27 protein-coding genes and 1 pseudogene are annotated in these 22,899 nt (G+C 63.4%); 10 read left to right on the top strand and 18 right to left on the bottom strand.

Features of this window, described 5'->3' with window-relative positions; genetic code table 11:
• Positions 1–8: 8 nt before the first annotated feature.
• From ACIQUB_RS11185 to ACIQUB_RS11160, 6 genes are all read right to left on the bottom strand, one after another.
• Entirely contained in the window at positions 9–617 is a 609-nt protein-coding gene (locus ACIQUB_RS11185) for an HK97 family phage prohead protease (protein ID WP_402929419.1), read from the bottom strand.
• A 38-nt stretch (positions 618–655) separates the two neighbouring features.
• On the bottom strand, positions 656–973 hold the full coding sequence (locus tag ACIQUB_RS11180) for a DUF6107 family protein (protein WP_402929417.1): 318 nt from the start codon (positions 971–973) through the stop codon (positions 656–658).
• A gap of 205 nt (positions 974–1,178) precedes the next feature.
• Complete coding sequence (locus ACIQUB_RS11175; protein ID WP_113239765.1) at positions 1,179–1,487, bottom strand: type II toxin-antitoxin system RelE/ParE family toxin; 309 nt, start codon at positions 1,485–1,487, stop codon at positions 1,179–1,181.
• On the bottom strand, positions 1,484–1,744 hold the full coding sequence (locus tag ACIQUB_RS11170; RefSeq protein ID WP_111561014.1) for a CopG family ribbon-helix-helix protein: 261 nt from the start codon (positions 1,742–1,744) through the stop codon (positions 1,484–1,486). The genes ACIQUB_RS11175 and ACIQUB_RS11170 overlap by 4 nt, the downstream gene beginning before the upstream one ends.
• Positions 1,745–1,796: 52 nt before the next feature.
• Positions 1,797–2,387 (bottom strand): alpha-ketoglutarate-dependent dioxygenase AlkB, encoded by a 591-nt coding sequence (locus tag ACIQUB_RS11165; protein ID WP_402929414.1) that lies wholly within the window; start codon positions 2,385–2,387, stop codon positions 1,797–1,799.
• 41 nt (positions 2,388–2,428) lie between these two features.
• Complete coding sequence (locus ACIQUB_RS11160) at positions 2,429–3,604, bottom strand: phage portal protein (RefSeq protein WP_113239766.1); 1,176 nt, start codon at positions 3,602–3,604, stop codon at positions 2,429–2,431.
• Positions 3,605–3,773: 169 nt separating this feature from the next.
• Between ACIQUB_RS11160 and ACIQUB_RS11155 the strand changes: the two genes are divergently transcribed.
• Positions 3,774–4,469 (top strand): PDZ domain-containing protein, encoded by a 696-nt coding sequence (locus tag ACIQUB_RS11155; protein ID WP_113239767.1) that lies wholly within the window; start codon positions 3,774–3,776, stop codon positions 4,467–4,469.
• A gap of 86 nt (positions 4,470–4,555) precedes the next feature.
• Here ACIQUB_RS11155 and ACIQUB_RS11150 read toward each other — a convergent pair whose 3' ends face one another.
• The 4 genes from ACIQUB_RS11150 to ACIQUB_RS11135 all read right to left on the bottom strand — a co-directional run bounded on the left by ACIQUB_RS11150 (position 4,556) and on the right by ACIQUB_RS11135 (position 6,475).
• Positions 4,556–4,957 (bottom strand): hypothetical protein, encoded by a 402-nt coding sequence (locus ACIQUB_RS11150; protein ID WP_113239776.1) that lies wholly within the window; start codon positions 4,955–4,957, stop codon positions 4,556–4,558.
• A gap of 139 nt (positions 4,958–5,096) precedes the next feature.
• Complete coding sequence (locus tag ACIQUB_RS11145; protein ID WP_113239768.1) at positions 5,097–5,282, bottom strand: hypothetical protein; 186 nt, start codon at positions 5,280–5,282, stop codon at positions 5,097–5,099.
• A gap of 170 nt (positions 5,283–5,452) precedes the next feature.
• Positions 5,453–5,761 (bottom strand): Dabb family protein, encoded by a 309-nt coding sequence (locus ACIQUB_RS11140; RefSeq protein ID WP_112943737.1) that lies wholly within the window; start codon positions 5,759–5,761, stop codon positions 5,453–5,455.
• Between the two features lie 27 nt (positions 5,762–5,788).
• Positions 5,789–6,475, bottom strand: coding sequence for a hypothetical protein (locus ACIQUB_RS11135; RefSeq protein ID WP_113239769.1), 687 nt, complete (start codon positions 6,473–6,475; stop codon positions 5,789–5,791).
• Positions 6,476–6,624: 149 nt separating this feature from the next.
• Here ACIQUB_RS11135 and ACIQUB_RS11130 point away from each other — a divergent pair, with 149 nt between their 5' ends.
• Positions 6,625–6,756 (top strand): hypothetical protein, encoded by a 132-nt coding sequence (locus ACIQUB_RS11130; RefSeq protein ID WP_018898946.1) that lies wholly within the window; start codon positions 6,625–6,627, stop codon positions 6,754–6,756.
• A gap of 75 nt (positions 6,757–6,831) precedes the next feature.
• On the opposite strand, the gene ACIQUB_RS11125 is transcribed toward ACIQUB_RS11130, so the two are convergent.
• Together ACIQUB_RS11125 and ACIQUB_RS11120 are read right to left on the bottom strand one after the other, a co-directional pair.
• Complete coding sequence (locus tag ACIQUB_RS11125; protein ID WP_402929480.1) at positions 6,832–8,097, bottom strand: DNA-packaging protein; 1,266 nt, start codon at positions 8,095–8,097, stop codon at positions 6,832–6,834.
• A 310-nt stretch (positions 8,098–8,407) separates the two neighbouring features.
• On the bottom strand, positions 8,408–8,995 hold the full coding sequence (locus ACIQUB_RS11120) for a hypothetical protein (protein WP_402929411.1): 588 nt from the start codon (positions 8,993–8,995) through the stop codon (positions 8,408–8,410).
• Positions 8,996–9,314: 319 nt separating this feature from the next.
• On the opposite strand from ACIQUB_RS11120, the gene ACIQUB_RS11115 reads away from it, so the two are divergent.
• A complete protein-coding gene (locus ACIQUB_RS11115) occupies positions 9,315–10,697 on the top strand; it encodes an HD domain-containing phosphohydrolase (RefSeq protein ID WP_113239771.1) in 1,383 nt (460 codons plus the stop codon).
• A gap of 48 nt (positions 10,698–10,745) precedes the next feature.
• Entirely contained in the window at positions 10,746–11,090 is a 345-nt protein-coding gene (locus ACIQUB_RS11110; protein WP_018898950.1) for an MmcQ/YjbR family DNA-binding protein, read from the top strand.
• Positions 11,091–11,111: 21 nt separating this feature from the next.
• Here the strand turns inward: ACIQUB_RS11110 and ACIQUB_RS11105 are convergent, their stop codons facing one another.
• Complete coding sequence (locus ACIQUB_RS11105; RefSeq protein WP_162737627.1) at positions 11,112–11,603, bottom strand: YcgN family cysteine cluster protein; 492 nt, start codon at positions 11,601–11,603, stop codon at positions 11,112–11,114.
• A gap of 185 nt (positions 11,604–11,788) precedes the next feature.
• On the opposite strand from ACIQUB_RS11105, the gene ACIQUB_RS11100 reads away from it, so the two are divergent.
• Positions 11,789–13,918 carry a transglycosylase domain-containing protein gene (locus tag ACIQUB_RS11100; protein ID WP_402929410.1) on the top strand — a complete coding sequence of 710 codons (2,130 nt, stop codon included), beginning with the start codon at positions 11,789–11,791 and terminating at the stop codon, positions 13,916–13,918.
• A 659-nt stretch (positions 13,919–14,577) separates the two neighbouring features.
• Here the strand turns inward: ACIQUB_RS11100 and ACIQUB_RS11095 are convergent.
• Positions 14,578–14,874, bottom strand: coding sequence for a HigA family addiction module antitoxin (locus ACIQUB_RS11095; RefSeq protein ID WP_113239714.1), 297 nt, complete (start codon positions 14,872–14,874; stop codon positions 14,578–14,580).
• Positions 14,875–15,016: 142 nt separating this feature from the next.
• Here ACIQUB_RS11095 and ACIQUB_RS11090 point away from each other — a divergent pair, with 142 nt between their 5' ends.
• Both ACIQUB_RS11090 and ACIQUB_RS11085 read left to right on the top strand, forming a co-directional pair.
• On the top strand, positions 15,017–15,604 hold the full coding sequence (locus ACIQUB_RS11090) for a DUF1214 domain-containing protein (RefSeq protein WP_026283084.1): 588 nt from the start codon (positions 15,017–15,019) through the stop codon (positions 15,602–15,604).
• Positions 15,597–16,148, top strand: a complete 552-nt coding sequence (locus tag ACIQUB_RS11085) for a membrane protein (protein ID WP_018898956.1) — start codon at positions 15,597–15,599, stop codon at positions 16,146–16,148. The genes ACIQUB_RS11090 and ACIQUB_RS11085 overlap by 8 nt, the downstream gene beginning before the upstream one ends.
• An 11-nt stretch (positions 16,149–16,159) precedes the next feature.
• Here ACIQUB_RS11085 and ACIQUB_RS11080 read toward each other — a convergent pair whose 3' ends face one another.
• Positions 16,160–16,348, bottom strand: a complete 189-nt coding sequence (locus tag ACIQUB_RS11080) for a hypothetical protein (RefSeq protein ID WP_111561004.1) — start codon at positions 16,346–16,348, stop codon at positions 16,160–16,162.
• Between the two features lie 531 nt (positions 16,349–16,879).
• Between ACIQUB_RS11080 and ACIQUB_RS11075 the strand changes: the two genes are divergently transcribed.
• Positions 16,880–17,086 (top strand): hypothetical protein, encoded by a 207-nt coding sequence (locus ACIQUB_RS11075; RefSeq protein WP_112945428.1) that lies wholly within the window; start codon positions 16,880–16,882, stop codon positions 17,084–17,086.
• A 287-nt stretch (positions 17,087–17,373) separates the two neighbouring features.
• Positions 17,374–17,722 (top strand): annotated as a pseudogene (locus ACIQUB_RS11070) (DUF2336 domain-containing protein); the annotation flags it as partial.
• A 1,052-nt stretch (positions 17,723–18,774) separates the two neighbouring features.
• Here ACIQUB_RS11070 and ACIQUB_RS11065 read toward each other — a convergent pair.
• From ACIQUB_RS11065 to ACIQUB_RS11055, 3 genes are all read right to left on the bottom strand, one after another.
• Entirely contained in the window at positions 18,775–19,131 is a 357-nt protein-coding gene (locus tag ACIQUB_RS11065; protein ID WP_113239715.1) for a DUF1491 family protein, read from the bottom strand.
• Positions 19,132–19,195: 64 nt separating this feature from the next.
• On the bottom strand, positions 19,196–20,278 hold the full coding sequence (locus ACIQUB_RS11060) for a peptidoglycan-binding protein (RefSeq protein ID WP_402929406.1): 1,083 nt from the start codon (positions 20,276–20,278) through the stop codon (positions 19,196–19,198).
• The gene (locus tag ACIQUB_RS11055; RefSeq protein WP_113239635.1) at positions 20,250–21,791 is read right to left on the bottom strand and encodes a HAMP domain-containing sensor histidine kinase; all 1,542 of its coding nucleotides are present in this window, start codon (positions 21,789–21,791) and stop codon (positions 20,250–20,252) included. The genes ACIQUB_RS11060 and ACIQUB_RS11055 overlap by 29 nt, the downstream gene beginning before the upstream one ends.
• A gap of 453 nt (positions 21,792–22,244) precedes the next feature.
• On the opposite strand from ACIQUB_RS11055, the gene ACIQUB_RS11050 reads away from it, so the two are divergent.
• Positions 22,245–22,772 (top strand): DUF5330 domain-containing protein, encoded by a 528-nt coding sequence (locus tag ACIQUB_RS11050; RefSeq protein WP_113239636.1) that lies wholly within the window; start codon positions 22,245–22,247, stop codon positions 22,770–22,772.
• Positions 22,773–22,899 lie beyond the last annotated feature (127 nt).

Raw genomic sequence — 22,899 nt, 5'->3', positions numbered from 1 at the left:
GTGAAGGTCTACTTGAATGTGTCTTGCAGTATCATCCGGGCGGCCCGGCGCATGGCGCGGACGAGCTCGGTCTCCTTGTCGCGGAACCACCGCGCATTCTTGATGTTCTGCACGCGGGCGGACGGCAGCATGGGGAAGGTCACCACCGAGATCTCCCAGAGGCCGGCCTCCAGGATACGGCGCACGCCGGATTTGGCGTCTGTCTTGGCGCGGACGGTGCGAAAGCCGATCGACAGGCCATCCAGCGCGCCGTTCTTCAAAAGCTGGTGCACCTCGCGGGCGCGGCTGACGCCATCGGCGAGCACACCCTCGACATAAAGCCCGCGGCTATCCTCGCGGATCGTCTTCCAGGCGCCGATCGGCTCGGCCGGATCATGCTGGAAGAGCATCCGCACGCCAGCCGCACCACGTGTCTTCAGCGAGCGCAGAAAGGCGCCGCGCTCGATCGCGTCCTTGCCGAGATCGACCTCACCGAAGACGCTGGCATAGCCGGAAAAGGTGCCGTCACGGCTGAGGCCGCGCAGCTCCAGATTGGCGAACTTGCGCGTATCCGCGCCGGGAATGGCCCGGGTGGACAAGCGCGTGGGGATGCGCGCCAGCGCGCGGCTTGCGGTCATGATCATGCTCCTCGTTTGATGGTTTTGTGGCCGGCGCTTTACCGGTTACGGGCGCCGTATCGGCCGGCGATGCGCTGGAGAATGCCGAGCCCCCACCATGCGCAGAGGCTGGCGGCTGCAGAGCCCGACAGCATCACTTCGACAGCAGAGAGCCGATCGACCAGATCCAGGCGCTCGGCGATCCAGATCCCCGTTGGGCCGCCGAAGACGATGCCGCAGGTCAGCCCGGTGAAAAACCGGCTAGCCGCCTCGCGCCGGCTCTTCGGCAAAAGATAGATCAGCGACACGGCGGCACCCGCCGACGCGCCCAGCGCCCTGGTCGCCCAGAGGCTGGTATCGTTGGAGAAATCGGCCATTGGTTTGGGCCTTTGTGCGTGGGTGTGTGGGTGCGCGAGACGCGTCTTCGGCGGCAGCGATGCTGCGGCCGGTTCAATTCTTGCTGTCTTTTGAATCTGTTGCGGGCAGCCGCTCCAAGATTGAGTCCGGCGGTTCACACGATGAATCAATTACCGATGAGATCGGCCCAACAAGGTTCAAAACCCGTGCGGTACTCGCGACGCGTCAGTCGCTCTCGTCGAGCCCGTCGTCCTTGTCCAGTTGCTCGCGCTGTCTACCGTGGGTGATGTCGGAGACCATGATGGCATCGCGGCCGATGCGGTAGGTGATGATATAGGGGCCGACGACCAGCTGGTGGCGTCCCGCCAGCATTGGCACAGGAGCGCCGATCTGCGGGTAAGCGGCGAGCCTCCTGATGCCGCCCTGAATTCGCGCCATGGCGGCGTCGGCAGCGCGGGAATTAAACGCGCTCAGATAGCCATATTCGTGGCTGAGATAGTCTGCGGCATCCTTGGAAAGAATGACCTTCATCATGCCGCGTCATCTCTGGGAGACGATGTCAGTTCCCGCATGAACTCCTCGAAATCGACGGTCTCGCCATTGCGGATCTGCTCTTCGCCCTTCAGCGTCTGCAGAACATCATTCCCCTCTTCCATCAGATAGTATTTCAGCGCCCGGACGATGACCCAGCTGCGGCTGCGGTCGGTGGCCTTGGCGATGGTCTCGATGTCCTTCAGCATGTCTTCTGGAATGCGCAGGGCAATCGGGTCGGAGAGAACGGGCTTGGTCATCGGCTTGCTCCTCGATCTGTAATACGCTGTATAACAAATTTCCGAGCTGGCCTCAATGTCGTCCCTCACCCGTCGTCTTGACCGCATTGCGAAACGTCAGCGATATCCGCCGCCGCCGCAAGCGCTTTTCGCTGTCGACGATATCGGCAAGCCGCGCCGGAATCTCATGCGTCCATTCATAGCGCGCTGGGCCATCCATCTTCAGCAGCGAGCGGGGCTCGAGCGTCAATATCCGCTTCTCGCCGGTGGCGGGATGACGGAAGATCATCTCACACGGCGACAGCAGGCTGAGCGAGGCGATATTGTCGCCGAAACAGGGGAGGCAATCGACGTGGGCGCTGATCCCCTGCCCCGAATGATATTCGTTGGCGATGACCTGATCGGGCGGATGCGGGAAGTGCCCCGCCGCGACCAGGCGCGCGACAACCTCGCGGAGCCAAGGCGGTAAAGGCCCGAGATAGGCATCGCCGGTCACCGCCCTAGCGCGATAGTCATAGCGGTATCCAAAATGCTGGACGCGGCGTTTCAGGGTTTCGTCCCAAGGCGACCCATCCAACGCCGCGACGAGCGCGGTAGCTATCTCCTCGGAGAGGAAATCCGGCTGGTATGTCAGACCGTCGGGAAGCATTGAGTGCATCGGCATCATTTACACTCTATGCCTGCATTTGGCCAGACACTCCCCCCTCAATACCCCACCGCCTGCCGCTTCTCCTCATCCGTCAGAAACACCGCCTCGCCCACCCGCTTCCAGAGCTCACCGCGCTCGGCCGAGAGACCCGCGACCTTGTCGAGATCCGGCTCCAGCCGCAGCCCGTCGCCATAGCCTGCCGCCGCCCAGGTCGACAGCGCCGCCAGCGTGCGGGTCAGCATGGGCAGAACCGTCAGCCTATAGAAGGCGCGGTTGGCTTCCTGGTAGTTGGCGTAGGTGTTGTCGCCGGGGATGCCGAGCAGCATGGGGGGAACGCCGAAGGCGAGTGCGATGTCGCGGGCAGCGCCATTGCGGGCCTCGACGAAGTCCATGTCCTTGGGCGAAAGGCCCATGGATTTCCAGTCGAGCCCGCCTTCGAGCAGCAGCGGCCGGCCGGCGCGCATCGGGCCGGAATAGCCTTCGTCAAGCTCCTGCTTCAGCCGCTCATACTGGTCCGGCGAGAGGTTGCCGCCCTCCTTGGGCTGGTAGACGAGCGCGCCGGAGGGGCGCGCGGAGTTGTCGAGCAGCGCCTTGTTCCAGGTGGCGGCCGCATTGGAGAGATCGAGCGCCACCTGGGCGGCCGCCAGCGGCGGAAAGCCGAGATGATCGTCGAGCGGATGGAAGAGCTTCAGGTGCAGCAGGCCGAGCCCTTCGGTCTCGACGGCAAAGCGGCGGACGAGGCCGCCGGCGCGATAGTCATAGGCCTCCGGCCAGCCGTCGCGGCCCTCGACGATGCCGATGCGATCGGGCCGCAGCAGATGCAGCTCGCGCAGGGTGGCGCCGATCTCGACCGGCTCGACATAGGCGTTTCCCGAGAGCAGCAGATGGCCGTAGAGCGCCTCGAAGAAATCGGGACCGCTCATGCGGGCATTCGGCTGGCGCAGAAGATGAAGCAGCGGGTGGTCCGGCCGTTCGCGGTCCTGCTCGTAGAGCAGCAGCGGCACCGAGGCCGCTGCCTCCGACACCATCCTGACGCAGCGATGCGCCACCGGATTGCGCATGAAGCCCTCGCGCGACAAGGCCGCGTAGGAGCGGCCGGTCCAACTCGCCCTGCCCTCCGATGTCAGCGACAGGAAGCCGGCCGCGGCCTTGCGCTCGGTGACGTCGTGGCGGGCGGGCACGGGATTGCGGCCCGCCGCGGAGCCCCACGGCAGGAGAGATCGAAGGTTCATGATCCGGTTTCCTGGTTTGCGTTTGGTGGCGACGTGGACAGCCTCAAAGCTGCCGAAGCGCACGTCACAACCTGCTAATAAGTTAGCATCATGTTAAAGCTCGACTGCTATTTCTTGCACCGGCGCAGAACCGGCACCCCCGCCGGCGCGCCCCGGGTGGAGAAAACCTTTGAAGACTGTCTATAACGCGCTGCGCGCATTGCTTGTTATTGCCAATATTGCCTCGCCTATCTCAGGATATTCAGCCGCTCACGCCGCGACCCCGCCGTCGCATGGCCTGCCCGCGCCGCAGATATCGAGAGCGCTCGACGCGCTGCTGCTGCCCGTTAACAAGGCCGTCATCAAGAAGTTCAAGCTCGCCAAGGGCGAACACGGCGTTCTCGTGCTATCGGTCAAGAAGGGCGGCGTCGCCGACAAACAGGGCATCAAGCCGGGCGACGTGCTGTCCGAAGTGCATGGCCACAAGGTTCACAAGCCCGTCGATGTCGATATCGCCGTCAGCCGCGACCTGAAGGCCGGTAAGTCCGATATCGCGCTCGCGGTGCTGCGCGATGGCGCACCGGTTGCCGTTGCCGCCGTGATCACACAGGAAGAATACAACGAAACCGTCTCGATCACCGAGGTATCGAGCTGGGAAAGCGATACGTCCGAGACGTCGTTCTCCTATTCCGAATATGTGTCGGAGGAAACGCAGACGATCGAATCCTCCTATGAGAGCGAGGAGACCACCGTCGAGGAAGCCATGACGCAGGAGGAGAGCTCCAGCGAAGAGGAAACGAGCGAAGAGGCGAGCGACGAGAGCTCCGATGACGCAAGTGACGACGGCGCCGATGACAGCGGCGGCGACGACGGCGGCGAAGAATAAACCCAAACGACAGGAGGCCGGACAACGCCCGGCCTCCGCACATGAATGGTTGCCTGCGCAGTGAATGTTACAGGCTCAGTCCAGCATCAGAGCGCCGAGCCGATGATGTTGCAAAGCCCGGTGCGCACCACTTCCTTGGTGGTCAGCTGGCCTGCCTGGATATCGAAGACGGCATCGACGCGTACGCCGGCACCCTTCTGGCGGGCAACGACGCGCAGGGTCTGGATGCGGCCGCTGCCTGTTGTTTCCTGGAAGGCGTCCACCGAGGAGAGTTCCTTGTTCACCTTGATGCCGGAGAAGCCCTCGGCGGCGACCGCCTGGGCGAGGTTTTTCAAGACGGCTGCGGATTTCGCCTTCGGAAACTCCTGCCACGTCTTGTAGCTCAGTGCCGTCACCATCGGCACGCCCGACACCTTGAAATTCGCCTCGCAGGAAGCCGCCTCGGCCAAGCCCGCCCCCGAAAGCAGCAGCGCCGCCGTCATCACCATGATCTTCAATTTTATCTCCTGAAACGTGTGCTTTCCCAACTCAATGGGAATATCCGACTTCAGGTTGAATTAAAACCGGAAATATGCACGCGGCGGCAACCGGTGCGTTTGTGACGTCCGAGAGCGTCAGCTGCGAAGATCAGGCAGCGAGATCAATGCGGGTTTGGATGTAGTCGTCGATCAGTGCCCGCGCGGCCGCTTCCACGAGCCTCGAATTCTCGCACTCTGCCAGCGGGAGATCGTCGGTATGCAGTATCTTGATGAACAGCGTGCCATCCTGACGCTCGACCGACGCCTGATAGCCCTTGTAAGTGATCGGCTTCATAGATCTTTCCCGTCGGTCAGATAGTTGCGTATCTGGTTGACACGATTGATCGCCCATCATCGCAACTGAATTCCAGTCGCAATGATTTTACAGGCAGTTCTTGTTAGCAACAATCCAATTTCCAAGGCCGCCTCGTTGGCGAAGCACAGGCACGAGCAGCTAAGCCCCAATCACCCCAGCGGCTGCTTCACCGCCAGATCACTCTCGTAATCGGCCGCGATGCGCATCTCGCGGATGGGGCGGACGAGGCTGGTGGAGAGATCGTAGTTCGGATGCGCCTTGTAGGCGGCCAGCGCCGCCTCGTCGTCGAACTCGCCGTAGACGATAAGATCAACCTCGGTGCCGAACTGGTCCGTCTTCACGTTGGTGCCGATCTCGAGCAACCGCGCGTGCGGTATGGCCGTCAGGATCGACAGGCCCTCGCGGACCTTGTCCATGTTTTCGATCGGCGCCGTGAAGAAGACGATGTGACGGATCACGCGGAACTCCTGTATGTCTGATTGGGCTCAGCCCGTAAGCCGGGCGATACCACGGCAAAGCCACTGCTTCAACCGGGCGAACCAGCCGGAGGGGCGCTCAGGGCGAATGGCGGCAAGGAAGGTCTTGCCGAAGCCGGCCAGTTTCTCGGCACGGTCGGTGCCGTTGACGATGCGGCGGGCGTTGATCCAGTCGTCATTCGTCGCGTTCAGATGGTCGGCGAGCTTGTGCTTCGAGAAGCTGCCCTGAACCATGCCCTCGATTAGGATCGACACCGCCGGTCCCATCTCCATCGCCCGGTCTGGCTCGGCGACGAGATCGATGCCCGTAAGCGCGCTCATCGCCTCGTAATTGCGCTTGTGGGTGAGCTGCACCAAGCCGCGGCCAAGCCAGCTCTTGCCGTCCTCGTCGGGCCGCCAATAGGGCGTCTTCACCCACGAGAGCTTGCCGCTCGCGAATGCATTTTCCAAGATCTCGACGGCGCGCGCATCGGTCGTCGCCAGCGTCTCGCGCACGGGCTGCATGGTGTAGGCCGTCTCGTGGAAGGCGGTCGCCAGAATATAAGCCAGCCAGCGCGGATCGGCGTCGGCCATGCGCTCTTCCCAGAAATTCAGAATCGCCGTCATGCCCTCGACCTGCGGGGCCGAAAGCGTGCCCTTGAACAGCGCCTCGCGCACCGTGTCGAAGAAAAACCGCCTGTCGATGTGGATAACCATAGCGTGTAATCCTAAAAGCTGATGAGGACTTGATGTCCTTAATCGATTAAATTTATTTTAATCGTTTAAAGCGTTTAAGGCCCTGATTTACAGACCGTTTGGCGCATGGCAGTGATGATCCATCATTCAATTCGTCTTCGGAGGACCGCATGACGCAGCCCGTTCACAGCAATCAGCCGATCATTCCCCAGCACGTGACGGACCAACTCGAAAGCGAGTGGCGTCAGGTTCGCCCCGTGCCGCAGGCACAACGTCCGGCGACGCAGCAACAGCAGCGTTAAGCGCAAGTGCCTGGGGGTGTCAAACACCCCCTCACGGCCACCCTCTCCCGGAGCGGCAGTTACAGCCGCAAGGCTTCAAATACCCCGCACACGCGGCTCCCCGCCGCCCTCAAGCATCAAAGCCGTCAGCGCCCAGACCAGCGCATCCAGCCGGTCGGGCGAGCGGCCCTGGGATAATCCGTCCGGGCCGAAATCACACATCTGATCTTCCAGCGCCATGAAGCGTCCGGCATGGGCGACACGCCCCTGCTCGTAGAGTGCGGCGACCGGTTCAGCGCGCAGGAATTTGCCGCGCGTGGCGCGCACCGTCGTCACCGGCAGCGTCTCGTCGATACTTTTCAGCATCGCGGTGACCATGTCGCCGCCCTGGTTGATCTCGGCCACGACGCGGTCGGCGGCGAAGCGGCGATAGGCTTTCGCCACCGCACCCGCCCAGCCCGCCGGGCTTGCGCCCTCCACCGAGCAATCGGCCAGCACCACCGCACGGCCGCTCGCATCCAGCCCGGCGACAACGATGCCGCAGCAGGAATTCGCCCCTGCCGCCGCCGGCGGATCGACCGCCACGACGATGCGGCGGAGATCGCCGGAAAGGCGGATCGTCACGGCATCGAACATCTCGCGGCGCCAGAGCGCATCCTCGCGATCCTCGATCAGCTCGCCATCCAGCTCCTGCCGCCCCAGCCGCGTGCCGCCATAGCGGTTGGCGAGCGCGTCGATGAAGCCGGGCGCCAGGTTTTGGGCATTGGCGCGGGTGCTGATACGCGTCGTCAGCGTCGTCGGGTCGGATATCAGCGCCTTCAACAGCGGCACCGGGCGCGGCGTCGTCGTCACCAGTTGGCGCGGCGCTGAGCCGAGCCGCAGGCCAAACTGCAGCATGTCCCAGGTCTCCTGCCCATGCTTCCACTTGGCGAGCTCGTCGCTCCAGGCGAAATGAAACTGCGGCCCGCGCAAGCTTTCGGGATCTTCCGAGGAGAATATCTGCGCCACCGCGCCGTTCGGCCAGACCAGCCGGCGGCGGGAGATCTCGAATTCGGGACGACGGCTGCGGGCGATCCGCATGATGCCCGAGATGCCGTCGATCATCACCTCGCGGGCATCGCCCAGCGTCTCGGCAATCAGCGCGATGCGCAGATCCGAGGAGCGACCGGCGCTGGCAATCGCATGCACCCATTCGGCCCCCGCCCGCGTCTTGCCCGAGCCGCGCCCGCCCATGATAAGCCATGTGCGCCAGTCTCCCGGCGGTGGCTGCTGTTCGTCGCGGCCGGTGAAGGCCCAGAGATTGCCGAGCGAGGGCCAGAGTTTCAGCCGTTCCGCCAGGTCCTCGGCGGAAAGATCGAGCATGTCGGCCAGCGAGAGATTGGGTTCGCCGGTATCGGCAACGGCGCCAGCTTCGGCATCGGCGTTGGCCGTGGCGGGCCGGTGCACACCGTTCGTCACAGCGTCAACCACCGGCGCCTCATTGGAAACCGCCGCTGCCACCGTCCCGTTATCCGGTTGCGACATCGCCCCGATCAACGCGGCGGCGGGCCTGCCGGCACCCAGGATTACCGCGCGGTCATCAGCCCGTTTCGCCACGATCGCATCCATTTTATGACTGTAGCCCAGCAAGGCGCCAGCGACCTTGCCCGTATTGGCGTCCGCGACGCGTCGCTCAACCCGGTTCGGCTTCGCGGCTGGCGAGCGCTGGTCCGTCGTCAATGTTTGGGGGAGCGCCGTCGCGCTGCCATTCGGCCAGCAATTGTCGGGCGCGGGCTTCGGCTCGCTCTTCGATGCGTGCGAGGAATTTCGCTTTGACATGGTCGAGCCCCCTCGCCGCTTCGCTTTCCTCGGCCGCCTGCTCGCGGTCGCGGGCAAACTGGCGCTGCAGCTGGTCGATCTTCTCCAGCGTGCGGACGATCAGCGACATGGCATCGGTCGCGGCCTTCAAATCGGCGCGGGCCAGCTTGGCGGCAGCATCGTCGCCACCGCTGGAAGCCGCCTGCTCGGCCGCCCTTCGCAGATCACGAAAGGCCGAAAACTGCTCGCGCATCTCGGCCGTCATCTCGTTCAGGAGCACCCGCAGCTCTTCGGCCGGCGATGCTGCGGACTTGGTCTCGAGCATACATGCCTCGGCCACCACCTTTGCCCTGTCCGCGTCGAGAGCCTGGGCGGGATCGCCGTCATAAGCCTGGTATTGGGGAGCATGGTGAGCCGGCCAGAGGCCAAACAGCTCCGGCGCGAAATCGTCGATATCGGTCATGGGGAAATCCCGTTGCAACAGGCGTTGCGTGGAGAAGCGGCGGTGCCGGCAGCAATGATAGATCGGCCAGGAGACCGTGCCCCTCGCCGCGTCCTGCCCGCAACTTTCCGACTATGCCATAACCCTATCAAAGCACCGTTACGCCATCAAGGATTATTTTCCTATTGTCGGAAAATCCTCCTGCACTTCCCCGTCGAATTGCAATTTATCTATGTCTAATCTATTGATAAATATGGGTTTTCTGGTCTTTCTCCTGGCTATTTCAATGAATCCTCAAGAAAGCCACGGCTAGAACGGATCGCAGCAAGGGGCGATCGACATGCAGGCCATCCAGATACGACTAGCGGAGATTATCGAGGCGTTGAGCAAGGCGCTCGACCTCACGGAGGGCCAGCCGCCCGGCCATTGCATCCGCGCCTGCTATATCGGCACCCATATCGGCCGCGAGATCGGCATGGCGGATGAAGCGCTGCAGGAGCTTTATTACACGCTGCTCCTCAAGGATCTCGGCTGCAGCAGCAATGCGGCGCGGATCTGCGAGCTTTACATGGCCGACGATCTTTCCTTCAAGCGCGACTTCAAATTGGTCGACGGCAGCCTCAGCCAGGTGCTGCGCTTCGTGCTTTCGCATACCGGCATGCAGGCCGGCCTTGCCGAGCGCTTTCGCGGGATCGTCAACATCCTGCAGAATGGCGGGCGCATCGCCACCGACCTGATCCAGACCCGCTGCCAGCGCGGCGCCGAGATCGCCAGACAGATGCGCTTCTCGGAAGGCGTGGCCGATGGTGTGCTCAGCCTCGACGAACACTGGAACGGCGGCGGCAAGCCGCTCGGGATATCAGGCGAGGACATCCCGCTCTATTCGCGCATCGCGCTCATCTCGCAGGTGGCCGATATCTTCCAGATGAGTGCCGGGCCGCAGGCCGCCATCGCCGAGATTGAAAAGCGCGCCGGCAGCTGGTTCGACCCCGCGCTTGCCGCCGCCTTCATCCGCATCGCCGGCCGCGACACCTTCTGGCAGACGCTGCGCTCCGAGGCGCTGGAAGCCATCGTGCTCGACAGCGAGCCCGGCCAGCAGGCGATCATGGCCGATGACGATTATCTCGATGATATCGCTGCCGCTTTCGCCCGCGTCATCGACGCCAAGAGCCCCTATACGTCGGGCCATAGCGACCGCGTGGCGCTGTTTACCGACCTGATCGCCGAGGAGATGGAGATCGACGAAAAGGGCCGCCGGCTGTTGCGCCGCGCCGCCCTGCTGCACGATATCGGCAAGCTCGGCGTCAGCAACAGCGTGCTCGACAAGCCGGGCAAGCTCGACGACGAGGAATGGGGCCAGATGAAGCGCCATGCCGAATTCTCCGAGATGATCCTCTCCCACATCGGCGCCTTCTCCGACCTCGCCCGCATCGGTGGCGCCCATCACGAGCGACTGGATGGCAAGGGCTATCCGCGCGGCCTGATGGCCGATGAAATCCCGATGGAAGTGAGGATTGTCTCGACCGCCGACGTGTTCGACGCGCTCACCGCCGACCGCCCCTATCGCGCCGCCCTGCCGATCTCCAAGGCGCTGTCGATCCTCTGGGAAGGTGCGGGCCAGGCGCATGACCCTATCTGCATCGAGGCGCTGCAGCGGGCGCTTGCGAGAACCGAGCTGGAGCGGCCGGACAGCGCGTCCGAAGACCAGCGCGCGGCTGCGTGAGTTTTTCTGATTGGCCTCGCAATATTCTATTGTGCTAAAATAAAAATCATGACCCGCGAAGAGCTTGCATCCTTCGCGCTCAGCCTGCCCGAAGCGGTCGAGAGCGCGCATCACGGCACACGCGATTTTCGCGTGCGGACGAGGATTTTTCTCACCATGCCGGAGCAGGATTATTGCGTCGTCAGGCTGACGCCGGAGCAGCAGCACATGACGCTGGCGGTCTCGCCGAAGGAGACGATCGCGGTTCCCGGCGGCTGGGGGCTGCGCGGCTCGACGCGGCTGTTCTTTCAGCTGGCGAGCGACGCGCTGGTGCAGGATCTGGTGCGCCGCTCCTGGCAGAACGCCGCGCCGAAAACCCTGCAAAGACAGTTCGTTGTCATCCCTTCCCCATAAGTCGATTCAGCCAGAATCCACTCAGCGATTGCCCACCTCATCCGGCGTCTTCGGCGCATCGTCGCCCACCGTCAGCGGCCAGTCGACGACATAGTCCTCGTAATTGTCGACATCGATGCCCGTCTCGTCAATGGTGCGGCCGCGCGCCGAAATGCCGGCGATGTGCACCGTCTCCGGGTCGCCGGATACCAGCGGATGCCACCAGTAGAGGTCGCGGCCTTCGTTCAGCAGCCGGTAGCCGCAGGTCGGCGGCAGCCAGGGGATCTCGTCGACATTCTGCTTGGTCAGTTGTACGCAATCGGGCACGAAGTCCCAGCGATTGCGGTAGCTCGAACACTGACAGCTTTCACTATCCAGCAGTTTGCAGCGGATCGAGGTGAAGTAGATATCGCCGCTATCCCACTCCTCGAGCTTGTTGAGACAACAGAGACCGCAGCCGTCGCAGATGCTTTCCCACTCGGCATTGGTCATCTCGTTCAGCGTCTTTTGCTTCCAGAAGGGTTGCTCTTCCATCATTCCGTTCTTGCAACAGCACCCGCAAAATCGCGTGAGTGCTTTCCATTTCTCTTGTTCTTCGGTGGCAAATCAACCAAAGATTCACCCTGCGCCGGTTACCCCGGATGCGAGCGGCAGATTTGCCATAGTTCGACCTCAGGCTACCAGACGTCGAACTGACTGATCGGGCGGGAATATAAGACGTGACGGATCCGGACAATCCAGAAAAGCAGCCGCACAAGAAACGCCACTTGCTGCTGAAGATCGATTCCTGGATCGATTCCACGATCTGGAACGCCGGTTTCCGTTCCGCCGAAATCTGGGAAGACATCACCATCTTCTTCCGCCGCTTCCGCGTTCGCGGCTGGAAGCGCGTCGTGTTCGAACTCGCCGGCGAAGGCCTGACATGGGGTTCGGTCGGTGCCGTCTTGATGCTTGCCCTTGCCCAGCCCGCATTCGAAGCTACCAAGGAAGATTGGCGCAATCGCGGCGATTATGCCGTCACCTTTCTCGACCGTTACGGCAACGTGATCGGCCATCGCGGCGTCATCCACCAGAATTCCGTGCCGATCGACGAGCTGCCGGACAGCCTGATCAAATCGGTGCTGGCGACCGAAGACCGTCGCTTTTTCAGCCACTTCGGCATCGACGTGATCGGCCTCTTCCGCGCCATCGTCACCAATGCGCAGGCCGGCGGCGTGGTTCAGGGCGGCTCGACGCTGACGCAGCAGCTCGCCAAGAACCTGTTCCTCTCCAACGAGCGATCGATCGACCGCAAGATCACCGAGGCCTTCTTGGCGCTCTGGCTCGAGGCCAATCTGTCGAAGAAGGAAATCCTCTCCACCTATCTCGACCGCGCCTATATGGGCGGCGGCACGTTTGGGGCGGCGGCGGCGGCGCAGTTCTATTTCGGCAAGAACATCACCGATGTGAACCTGGCCGAATCCGCCATGCTCGCCGGCCTCTTCAAGGCGCCGGCGAAATACGCCCCGCACGTCAACCTGCCGGCTGCCCGCGGCCGCGCCAACGAGGTTCTCACCAACCTCGTGCAGAGCGGCATGATGACCGAGGGCCAGGTGATCGCGGCACGTCGCAGCCCGGCCACCGTCGTCGACCGCAACCAGGTGGAATCGCCCGACTTCTTCCTCGACTGGGCCTTCGACGAAACCATGCGGCTTTCGCCGCGCTTCCACCAGCATTCGCTGATCGTGCGCACCACCGTCGACATGGGCCTGCAGCACGCGGCCGAGGATTCGATGGAAACGTCGCTGCGCGAGTATGGCGAGAGCTATCACGCCAAGCAGGGCGCGATGGTGATGATCGAAAACGGCGGCGCCGTGCGCGCCATGGTGGGCGGGCGCGATTACGGCGAGAGCCAGTTCAACCGCGCCACCAAGGCGCTGCGCCAGCCGGGCTCCTCCTTCAAGGTCTACACCTATTCGGTGGCCATGGAGAACGGCATGACCCCCGACAGCATCGTCGTCGACGCGCCGATCTCCTGGGGCAACTGGAGCCCGCACAATTACGAAAACCGCTATGCCGGCCGCATCACGATCGCGACCGCGGTGGCGCAGTCGATCAACACCATCCCGGTCCGTCTCGCCAAGGAGAAGTTCGGCATCGCGCCGATCCGGGCCATGGCCACCAATCTCGGCGTGGAATCGCCGGTTCGAAACGACGTGACGATCCCGATCGGCACCTCGGAAGTCACCGTCATGGACCAGGCGACCGCCTATGCGGTCTTCCCGGCCGGCGGCTACCAGTCGCGACGCCACGGCATCACCCAGATCCTCGATTACGGCGGCGACGTTCTCTACGATTTCGACAAGGACGAGCCGCCGGCCAAGCGCGTGCTCTCCGAGCAGGCCGACGCCTACATGAACCAGATGCTGTCGCGCGTGCCCTATGTCGGCACCGCAAGGCGCGCGGCCCTCGACAACGGCATCCTCACGGCAGGCAAGACCGGCACGACGCAGGCCTATCGCGACGCCTGGTTCATCGGCTTCACCGGCAATTTCACCACCGCCGTCTGGTTCGGCAACGACGACTATACCTCGACCAACAAGATGACCGGCGGCACGCTGCCCGCCATGACCTTCAAGCGCCTGATGGACTACGCCCACCAGGGCATCACCCTGCGTGCCATACCCGGCGTCACCGCGCCCCCGCCCCCCAAAACCATCGCCGCCACCAAACCCGCCGCCGGCGCGCCGCCACCGCTGGTCCGGCCGCGGATGCTTTCGGTGGAATCGACGAAGTTGCTGAAGGATATCGGCGAGGAGCTGAAGACGGCGGCACCGCTGGCGGCGCAGAAGGTGGCGAGCGCGGAGTGATCCCACACGCGACGTCATCCTCGGCCAACATGCCGAGGATCTAAACACGCCTCCCGGAATGCAACGGTGCGGATGCACGCTACGGCGCCAAGTGTCCACTACCGTCGCCCGAGAGGCACTGTCGGCAGATGCTTGGCACAAGACCGAGAATGACGTCGAGGATGGGGTTGCCGTCGGCGCTCACAGCGGATGAAGACAACCGTCAACCGCTTGTTTCCGCAGCGAAAACCACACACACGACGTCATCCTCGGGCCAGTCCCGAGGATCTAAGCACGCCTCCGAGAGTGCAACGGTGCGGATGCACGCTACGGCGCCACGTATCCACTACCGTCGCCCGAGAGGCACCGTCGGCAGATGCTCGGCACAAGACCGAGCATGACGTCGAGGATGAGGTTGCTGTCGGCGCTCACAGCGGATGAAGACAACCGGCAACCTCTTGTTTCCGCAGTGAAAACCCCACACGCGACGTCATCCTCGGGCTCGTCCCGAGGATCTAAGCACGCCTCCGAGAGTGCAACGGTGCGGATGCACGCTAGGGCGCCAAGTGTCCACCACCGTCGCTCGAGAGGCACCGTCGGGCAGATGCTCGGCACAAGACCGAGCATGACGTCTAGGGTGGGGTTGCCGCTCGGCAGACGGCGGCGAGCGCAGAGGCAGGCTAGGCTGCCCTTGGCGCGATGGCCTGAAGGTCTTCGTCGATTTCCCGGCGCCGCTGCATCAGATCGTGATCGGCCTGCAGGCCGAGGAAGAAGCCTTCCGACAGGCCGAAATAGCGCGCCAGACGCAGGTCGGTATCTGCGGTCACGCTGCGTTTGCCGAGAACGATCTCGTTGATGCGGCGCGGCGGGACCTGAAGCGCGCGGGCCAGTGCGTTCTGGCTCAATTCCAGTGGCTTCAAGAACTCCTCCAGCAGTATTTCTCCCGGATGGGGACTTTGCAGGACCTGACAAGCCATGATGCGCGCTCCAACAATTGTGATTGCATTATACGACTTGATCAACGCGGATCAAACCACCCCACCTTTTCCCCCTCCACCATTCCGCCCAGCCAGAATCAGTGGTAACCCTTTCAACTGATTTGGCTATCAAGGGCGACCGGTGTTTCGATTTCCTCTCTTTATCGCGATGACGCTGATAATCGCTTTCGGCGGCGGGATACTCGTTTCGCTTTATGCGCTGAATGCGACCGCGGGCTTCGGTGCCATCAAGCTTGGCGCGTGGGAGGCGTTTCCGGAGTTGCAGACGGAGAATGCCGATCCTTATGCGAAGTCGCACCGGGCGCGCGCAGGCCGGCTGCTTTATGGATCGGCCGAGGGGTTGATGTTCACCGCCAAGGTGGATGACGCCGGCAATCGGCTGGAGGCGGGGTGCAGTTACAGGATCACCGGGCAGACGCCGCCGGCGCGGATCTGGACGTTGTTCACATCGGACAATTCGGGCAATCCTGCCTCGCTGCAGCCGGGGCTGCCGGGTGCGCTCAACTCGTGGACGGTGCTGCGGCAGCCGGACAGCAGCTTCACCATCGACATCTCGACCCGGGCTCGGCCGAACAACTGGCTGGCGCTTCCGGCGGCCGGCACGTTTCAGCTGGTTCTGACGCTGTTCGACACGCCGACGGCAGGCAGTTCCGGCGTCATCGATCTGGCGATGCCGAAGCTTGAGAAGACAGGGTGCGGCAATGCTTAGGGTCCTGTTCGCGCTTCTGGCCGGCCTTTTCGGTGCCGCCCTGCTGCATCTCGTCATCATCCTGTCGCTGCCGCATTTCACCGGCAAGGATGCGGCGACGCGCGTCGCATCCGAAGGCGATCTCGACACGTTCTACCTGCTCGGGGGTACCGAGGACACGGCGGGGCTTTCCAACGACGATCCCTTCGTGCGGACCGCCGTCTGTTCCTTCGATATCGAGGAGAACCCGGTGCGGTTCACGGCCAGAGGCAACGTGCCCTTCTGGTCGATCGCGCTGTTCGACGATGCGTCGAACGAGATTTTCAGCATGAACGACCGGACCTCGGTCGGCGGCGCGGTGGATATATTGATCGGCAGCCCGATCCAGTTGACCGAATTGCGCAAGTCGCTGCCGCAGGAGCTTCAGAGGACGATCCTGGTCGAAACGACGCGGTCCGGCGGATACGCGGTTTTGAGAACGCTGGCGCCGCAGACAAGCTTCGACGCGGCAGCCAAGAGCTTCCTGTCGGAAGCCGGTTGCGAGGAATTCGCTCCCTCCAACTAGAGCCGTCGGGACTACTTGGTCTTCGAGCGCGAGGCGCGGCGAACCGACGCCGGCTTGTCGGGGTCGGTCAGGCGTTCGTAGCGCACGCCGGTGTAAAGCAGGATCTGCGCCTCGAGCGGCGATCCTTCCACGCTTGATGATCTTTCCTTGCGGCCTGGCGTCCGAGATAGACGATCAGCCAATGCGATGACTATTGCCATTGTCGTCTCCCTGCACTGCCCGAGACGGATGAAGCTCAGATCTCACCCTGCCCGCCTGCGCGGACCGGCGCACCCTTGGCCGGGCTTGCCGGCATCGGGTCATTCGCGCCTTTCTCACGGCATATCGTGAACAATACCGTGATGCGTATGATGGCGCCCCTCTCAAGAAGCGCGTTCTGCTTCCCGGATTGAGACAGACGGTGGTTAACAGAATATTAAAGTTGGGCCGGAGAATCCTTGTCGATCGACGTCTCCATTAAAACGCAGGGGCCCGCCCTTTGGTTGCATGCCGATCGCAAAGATCCGCCATTTCCATCGGTCACAAATTTTAGCTTTAAATCATATAGTTAGCGATACAGAGCCGAACGCCGGCTCCGCCATCACCAATGTTGCAAATTTACCTCACAAAAATATTAATTGCAGTTCGCAGAGATGCCGCTAAGGTCGCATTATCGGCTGCAGGGCAAAACGCGGCCGACCCTGGATTGATCCGGGGACTGGGTCTGACGGTTAACCAGGGTGGGCAGACAGATGTCTCTGATGATTGGGTCGACATTTTCGCCTGAGGATCTCGATATATTGCGCCACGCGCTGGATGCCTGGTGCGCGGAAAAGCGTATCGACATCAAGAGCTCGAAGGCGCAGGTCGCCGCCTCCACGGCGCTCGATCTCTACCAGTCCGGCTATGACGACCCCGACAAGCTGCTCACCGCGCTGCGCGGACACCGGGCGCTCTAAGCCGTCCATGTAAGTCATCCACATCACTCGTTTAACGGGCAAAGACCGGGCCGGCGGACGCCGCGCCCGGTGATGTTGCACAGCACCATTTCGGGACGTTTCCCCTCAAATCTTCAGCAACGGTTAACCGTGTCCCTGTAGGATTTGTTCATATCCCGTATGTGGTAGAGGCGTCTTCGCGTCCAGGCCAGCGGCATCCCTCTAGCGTGTTCAGGGTGTGTTTTGTGCGTGACCGGTTTCGAGACCTAGAGGCCCCCTCCGCGAGCCGGAAGAAGGACGTGGTTCTCATGGCGACAGTGAGCAGTTTCGAGGGATTGCAGCCGCCGACCCGATCGGAGCTTCGCCAGTTCGCCGAATTGTTCACCCCCCTCTTCGTCGCCTCCTCCGACGACGCCAAGCGCCAAGCCGTGGCAGCGCTCTCGCAATGCGCCGCCATTCCGCAGGCGGTCGCCCTGTTCATCGGCTGCCAGCCAATTGCCATTTCCGCCCCCTTCCTCATCTCCTCGCCTGCGATCGACGACGATACGCTGATCACCGTTGCCCGCACGCAGGGCGTCGAGCACATGCGCGCCATCGTCAGCCGCGATGCGCTGTCGCCGCGGGTGATCGACGTGCTGGTCGGGCTGCGCCATGCGGCGCCGAAGCGGCAGGTGGAAACGATCGAGCCGGCGACCGCCGTCGACAGAGCCGAGGTTGCGGAAGCGCTTGCCAGTGCGGCGATGCCGTTCGTTGTGCCGGAGGCTGGACAGGATAAGGCCATCGCGGAGACCGCGAGCGTAAAGGTCGAGATCAGCGAGCCGGTTGCCGTGGGTGTCGAGCCTGTCTCGCCTCTGGTTGTCGAGGTTGCGCCGGCGGTCAACAAGGTGGTGGTCGTTGCCCCAGAGGCTGCACCTTTGGTCACCGAAATAGTGTCCGAGGCCACCGGTGCGGCGTCCGTCGTCACCGAGACGGTATCCGCTGTTGCCGCCACGCCTGCGGTCGTGGAGATGCAGACCGTAGCCGTCGAAACCGGCGCCGAGGTCGTGGTGGTCGAGACGATCGTGGTCCATCCCGTCGAGCCAACGCGGACCGCCGAACCCGAACAGCCGAGCGCTCAGTCGATGGCTTCCGCTGCCCTGGCCGAGACCGTCGAGACACCCGCCAACGGCGGCGCGCGGGAGGAAGAGGTTCGCGACACGCTGCGCGGTCTGGCACGCCATCTCGGTCGCGACGACAACGACCGGCTCGGTCTTCGCACGCTCTCGACGCTGCAATCGGCGCTTTTGGTGCGCTTTGCCCGCAGCCGCGAGGCCGTTGCCTTCGCAACGGCGCTTGCCGATACGCTGTCGGCCAGCCGCTGGCTTGCCGAGCGCATCATGCTCGACACGTCGGGCCAGCAGATGGCGACGACGCTGACCAGCATCGGCATGGATTTTTCCGATGCCGTCTTCGTTCTGGAAAAGCTCTATCCGCATCTGGCCGAGGCGCAGCACAGCGTCACCCGCGCCTGGATGGTGCTCGATGCGCTGGATCCGGAAGAATGCCGCGACCGCGTCGAGGCATGGCGCCGGGCCGACAGCTATACCTATCTGCCGGAACAGGCGCCGGCCGCGGCCCATCCGGTCACGCAGCAAACCTCGCATGCACGCGCCGTCCACCAGCCGCCGGCGCGCGCCATGCGGCTCGTCGGACGTTCGCGTTGATCTGAGTTAAAAACGGTCGTCGCGCTCCCTGGCGAGCGGCACGATATCGGCGACATCATCGGCTTCGAGCTCGACGATCCAGAGGTCGTTATCGAACTTGCGCTCGCGCTCCAGCATCGCCCTGACGTCATCCGCATCCTTGCGCTCGAGCCTGATCTCGAACAGCCGCTCGCCGCTGTCTTCCTCGTCGAAGAAGCTCTGCGGCGCCGGGCCATAAAGGGTCTCGGAGCCATCGCGAAAATGCTGGCGGATGAAGACCGCGCCAGCCTCGTCGGCGCCCTTCTTCTCGACGGCGGCGAAATCGCCCTTGGCGAAGACACGGCGCAGCAGCGCGGATACGAAGATGTCGGTGCGAAGTCTCATGCAGGCGGTATAGACCGGTGAGCGCGGGGCCGCAACGCGGCGGCGACGCGCATTTGATCGCCGCTCAGAGCGCGCCGATATCCTTGAGCTTCTTCAGTACCGCCTCGCTGGGCTCGCCGTTTTCGGGCAGGTTGTAGTGCTTCTGGAAATGGCGGATGGCGACACGGGTCTGTTCGCCCACGACGCCGTCGACGCCGACATTGGTGTAGGCCATGTTGGCGAGGCCCTGCTGGATCTTCAGGACCAGATCGACGCTGTTCAAGGTCGATGACGGCGAGGTCGAGGGCGTTGCGGCGGCGCGGGCGGCAGAGGTTTGCCTGGCCGGAACGGGTTCCAGCGCGTTTTTAGGAGCCGAGATCTTCTGGACCGGGACCTGCCTGACCGGCACCTGGGCTGCCGGGGCCGAAACCGGGGCGGGCTTGGGGGCCACTTTCGGCGTCGGGGCGGTCTTCACCTGATGTTCGGCGCTGCGGATGGCGGCGGCGACCGGGTCTTCGGCAAGCGCCTGGGCCGAGACATCCTCGCGCGGGCGCTCGGTGGGAATGGCGGATGGGCCGATGGCGTCGGTTCTGAGTGCCGCCAGCACTTCGGGCGTGGCGTCGCCGCTCTGCGGCATGCCGACGGTTTCCTCGAAGAACAGGATGGCGGCGCTGGTGCGCGGGCCGATGACGCCGTCGGGCGCGCCGTTATAGAGGCCGCGACGGACGAGTTCGGCCTGGATATCCATGACCAGCTGGTTGGCCGGCTGGCCGGCGACCGGCGCCGGCGGGACGGCGTTGGTGGTCTCGGCGCTATTCGCCTCACCCTCGCCTTCACGCTCTATCTTGAAGGTGGTGACCTCGCCGGTGTGTTCCTCGACCGGGGGGCGGCCGATCAGCGCGCTCGGAAACAGGCTGTCGCGGGTGCGCAGGAACGGGTGCGGGTGCACGCCCGGCTGATACCAAAGCGCGTTGGCGGCGACGAAGGAGAAGATGACGAGGAAAGCGGCCGTGCCGCCTGTTATCGACGGATTGCGGCCAATGACGCCGCCGAGCACGCCAATGCCCTGCAGCCCCAAACCGCCAACGGCGGCAGCCCCGGTGAGAAGAAGGCTCGGCTTCTGCCTGCCCCTCTTTCCCTTAGGCGATTTTCGCTTGCTCGCGGCCATCGAAAAGCCCCTCTTCCAAGATGTCGGTCATGCCAGTCGACGCTTTCAGCCGCGGCGGAAACTCGACCGGGTGATTGGCCGAGAGATCCACGACGGGAACGCCGGAGCCATCCGCCGCAATCGAGATCGTGATGATGGTGCCGGAACCCGGCGTGCTGGCGATGGCGAAATCGCCGCCGTGCAGCGCGACCAGGCCCTTGACCAGCGACAGGCCGAGGCCCGTGCCCTCGAACCGGCGGGTGTAATCGTTCTGGATCTGCACGAAAGGCTGGCCGAGCAGCTGCAGCTTGTCGGCCGGAATGCCGATGCCGGTATCGGAGACGCAGAGCGTCAGGATGCCGTCGCGCACCGAGGCGTCGAGCGAGATCGCGCCGCCGGCTTCGGTGAACTTGACGGCATTGCCGACCAGATTGATGAGGATCTGCTGAATGGCGCGCTGATCGGCCACGACCTCGTCGAGACCGCGCTGGATGCGGCTCGTCAGCGACACGCCCTTGGTCTTGGCCTGCAGCCCGAGCATGGCCTCGCAGGAGCGCACGACGGTGGCGATATCGAAGGGTTCCAGAACCAGCTCGTAGCGGCCGGCCTCGATCTTGCTCATGTCGAGCATGGTGTTGACGACGGAAAGCAGATGCGCGCCGGAATCGCGCACAAGGCCGACATATTCGCGCTGGCGCTCATTGGCGAGCTTGCCGAAATACTCGCCGATCAGAATATCGGAGAAGCCGAGAATGGCGTTGAGCGGCGTGCGCAGCTCGTGACTGACGGCGGCGAGGAACCGCGATTTGGCATCATTGGCCGAGCGGGCATCGGCGGCATGGGCTTCGGCCTCGACGCGGAGCTGATGCTCGGCGGAGACATCGCGCAGCTGCGCAACGACGCTGATCAGCGCGCCATTGCTATCGCGCCGCGCGGTGAGATCGGTTCTGAGATGGGAGAACTGGCGATTGTCGACCGAGACCGACGGACGCTCGAGCCTGAGATCGACAGCCGCCTGCTCCTCGCCCTGGCGCAGCCGGTCGAGCGCCTGGAGGAAGAGGATGCGGTCGGAGACGTGGATCTGCTCTATGAAGCCGCGACCGTCAGGCGCGCGCATCCAGGCGAGATAATCGCGCTTGTCACGGCCGCCGACATTGACGACGGAGCCTTGCGGATCGAGGAACAGGATGAGGCCGGCCGAGGCTTCCATGAAGAACTCTTCGGCGGACTGGGTGGCGACACCCGAGGTGACGATGCTCTGGCGCGACAGCGCGATGCTGCCGACGGCCGAAAACAGGAAACCACCGACGACGGCGGCGACGCCAACAGGAAGGGCGACGGCCGGGCTGGTGACGATGGAGAGAGCAGCAGGAGCGACGACAAGTGCTGCCGAAGACAGAAGCGCAAGCCGGCGCAGGATGGTCAGCTCGCGCTGGCGCACCGCGGCACTTCCTCCCGTCCGGGAGAGCCAGCGATCCGCCGCCCGGTCCACGAGGGCTGTCGCCCGATCCACGATGTCACTCAATACAAGCACGCAATACCCGCCCTAAAAAGGCTCTTCACAGAGGCCCAAGAATAGGCCCCGGGCGCTTAAGGAAAGAATAAGGGAAACTGCCGCTCCCCGGCCGGAAAGCGTGAAAAGTCCCATTTTGGGCCACCGGAAGGGCCCTTTGTTTTTTACGGTTAACAGCGAGTAAGCGACGGATTTCGCTCATTTTTCGGCAAGTCGTTAACGCTTGGGGCGAGCGCGCTTCAAGGAAAGCCTGCAATTACAGGAGGTGGCTCATGGCATGCTTAACGCCAATGGCTACAATTCGACCGAAATGCGCCGAATGCGGTTTCGATTAAAATTTGAACTAAATTTGACGCAAATGCCACCGAGTTTCGAAAACCGGCATTCGCAAGTTTTGGCTAGGGTGAAATCACACCGGAAGACGGACCTGATTCGGCGGCAAGACCGAGCGGGAAAACAGGATGGGCAACGAACATGTGGTTTCTATTCAAATCATCGATCTGGCTCGGGCTTCTCTTCGTCGCCTTGTCGTTCTTCAGCGGCGAGCGCCAGACGAACACGCAGACCGGATCGACATTGCAGATCGCAGACGCCTTCGTCGCCGTGACCGGCGCCTATGACTATCTGAGCGGCATGTGCGGCGAGAAGCCTGAGGTTTGCGCCAAGGGCGCCAATACGCTCGGCGTTCTCGGCGAGCGGGCACGCTCCGGCGCCCTCGTTGCCTTTGAACTGCTCGACAGCAAGTTCGGCAGCGGCAAGAGCGCCACTGTTGCCACGACGGCAACGCCTTCCGTTGGCCTGGCGCCTGCGACGACCGTACAGCCGGCAACGACAGCCGCTCCGCAGCAGCTGCGCGATGACCGCACCGTGGCGCTGAACCAGCCGATGCCTTACCGCCCGCCTGTTGACGACGGCGAGGACAGCCCGGTCGCCGCCCATGTCGCGACCGATCGGGTCACGACCGGCACCATTCCGCTGCCGACCCCGCGTCCGGCGATCTGACGAATTCCGCGGCGACGCCGCACCCAAAGCTTGCACCGGCGCCGGCCAATGGCCCCGCCCTGTGCCTGACGTGCCTGCCCTGTTTATTCTTCAGCAATTTGCTGCGCCGCGAGGATGCCCATCCTTC

Source organism: Rhizobium sp. NPDC090275 (assembly GCF_044772225.1).
Taxonomy (GTDB): Bacteria; Pseudomonadota; Alphaproteobacteria; order Rhizobiales; family Rhizobiaceae; genus Rhizobium.
The sequence above is the reverse complement of the archived record's forward strand: the minus strand, read 5'-3'. Positions and strand labels throughout refer to the sequence as shown.

Excerpts from the sequence above, each read along its gene's own strand:
- ACIQUB_RS11050 (WP_113239636.1), top strand. The coding sequence starts at position 22,245 with ATGTGGTTTCTATTCAAATCATCGATCTGGCTCGGGCTTCTCTTCGTC.
- ACIQUB_RS11060 (WP_402929406.1), bottom strand. The coding sequence starts at position 20,278 with ATGGCCGCGAGCAAGCGAAAATCGCCTAAGGGAAAGAGGGGCAGGCAG.
- ACIQUB_RS11110 (WP_018898950.1), top strand. The coding sequence starts at position 10,746 with ATGACCCGCGAAGAGCTTGCATCCTTCGCGCTCAGCCTGCCCGAAGCG.
- ACIQUB_RS11175 (WP_113239765.1), bottom strand. The coding sequence starts at position 1,487 with ATGATGAAGGTCATTCTTTCCAAGGATGCCGCAGACTATCTCAGCCAC.
- ACIQUB_RS11165 (WP_402929414.1), bottom strand. The coding sequence starts at position 2,387 with ATGCCGATGCACTCAATGCTTCCCGACGGTCTGACATACCAGCCGGAT.
- ACIQUB_RS11120 (WP_402929411.1), bottom strand. The coding sequence starts at position 8,995 with ATGACCGATATCGACGATTTCGCGCCGGAGCTGTTTGGCCTCTGGCCG.
- ACIQUB_RS11130 (WP_018898946.1), top strand. The coding sequence starts at position 6,625 with ATGACGCAGCCCGTTCACAGCAATCAGCCGATCATTCCCCAGCACGTG.
- ACIQUB_RS11075 (WP_112945428.1), top strand. The coding sequence starts at position 16,880 with ATGTCTCTGATGATTGGGTCGACATTTTCGCCTGAGGATCTCGATATA.
- ACIQUB_RS11085 (WP_018898956.1), top strand. The coding sequence starts at position 15,597 with ATGCTTAGGGTCCTGTTCGCGCTTCTGGCCGGCCTTTTCGGTGCCGCC.
- ACIQUB_RS11185 (WP_402929419.1), bottom strand. The coding sequence starts at position 617 with ATGACCGCAAGCCGCGCGCTGGCGCGCATCCCCACGCGCTTGTCCACC.
- ACIQUB_RS11125 (WP_402929480.1), bottom strand. The coding sequence starts at position 8,097 with ATGCTCGATCTTTCCGCCGAGGACCTGGCGGAACGGCTGAAACTCTGG.
- ACIQUB_RS11180 (WP_402929417.1), bottom strand. The coding sequence starts at position 973 with ATGGCCGATTTCTCCAACGATACCAGCCTCTGGGCGACCAGGGCGCTG.
- ACIQUB_RS11160 (WP_113239766.1), bottom strand. The coding sequence starts at position 3,604 with ATGAACCTTCGATCTCTCCTGCCGTGGGGCTCCGCGGCGGGCCGCAAT.
- ACIQUB_RS11115 (WP_113239771.1), top strand. The coding sequence starts at position 9,315 with ATGCAGGCCATCCAGATACGACTAGCGGAGATTATCGAGGCGTTGAGC.
- ACIQUB_RS11135 (WP_113239769.1), bottom strand. The coding sequence starts at position 6,475 with ATGGTTATCCACATCGACAGGCGGTTTTTCTTCGACACGGTGCGCGAG.
- ACIQUB_RS11105 (WP_162737627.1), bottom strand. The coding sequence starts at position 11,603 with ATGGAAGAGCAACCCTTCTGGAAGCAAAAGACGCTGAACGAGATGACC.
- ACIQUB_RS11095 (WP_113239714.1), bottom strand. The coding sequence starts at position 14,874 with ATGGCTTGTCAGGTCCTGCAAAGTCCCCATCCGGGAGAAATACTGCTG.
- ACIQUB_RS11150 (WP_113239776.1), bottom strand. The coding sequence starts at position 4,957 with ATGGTGATGACGGCGGCGCTGCTGCTTTCGGGGGCGGGCTTGGCCGAG.
- ACIQUB_RS11065 (WP_113239715.1), bottom strand. The coding sequence starts at position 19,131 with ATGAGACTTCGCACCGACATCTTCGTATCCGCGCTGCTGCGCCGTGTC.
- ACIQUB_RS11145 (WP_113239768.1), bottom strand. The coding sequence starts at position 5,282 with ATGAAGCCGATCACTTACAAGGGCTATCAGGCGTCGGTCGAGCGTCAG.
- ACIQUB_RS11080 (WP_111561004.1), bottom strand. The coding sequence starts at position 16,348 with ATGGCAATAGTCATCGCATTGGCTGATCGTCTATCTCGGACGCCAGGC.
- ACIQUB_RS11170 (WP_111561014.1), bottom strand. The coding sequence starts at position 1,744 with ATGACCAAGCCCGTTCTCTCCGACCCGATTGCCCTGCGCATTCCAGAA.